Origin of the sequence: Paraburkholderia sp. SIMBA_053, from assembly GCF_046534895.1 — a bacterium.
In the GTDB taxonomy this organism is placed as follows: Bacteria; Pseudomonadota; Gammaproteobacteria; order Burkholderiales; family Burkholderiaceae; genus Paraburkholderia; species Paraburkholderia caledonica.
Genome location: NZ_JAWRXU010001638.1, coordinates 1 through 238, shown reverse-complemented (window position 1 = coordinate 238; position 238 = coordinate 1). Strand labels below are relative to the sequence as shown.

Annotated in this window: 1 protein-coding gene; it reads left to right on the top strand. The window is 51.3% G+C overall.

All coding sequences use genetic code 11. The annotated features are described in order from the left end of the window. Nucleotides 1–238, top strand: a 238-nt coding sequence (locus SB753_RS41110; RefSeq protein WP_410805685.1) for a DUF1456 family protein, incomplete at both ends; no start/stop codon positions are given.

Here is a 238-nt window from a genome sequence, read left to right as displayed (position 1 = left end):
GACCTGGTGCGTATTCTGGCGCTGGGTAATGTCGAAGCCACCGCGGAACAGATCGCCGTCTGGCTACGTAAAGAAGACGAAGAGGGTTTTCAGCGTTGTCCGGACATTGTTTTGTCGTCATTCCTCAATGGCCTGATTTATGAAAAACGCGGCAAGGATGAGTCTGCTCCGGCACTGGAGCCGGAACGTCGCATTAATAACAACATCGTGCTGAAAAAATTACGCATCGCGTTTTCGC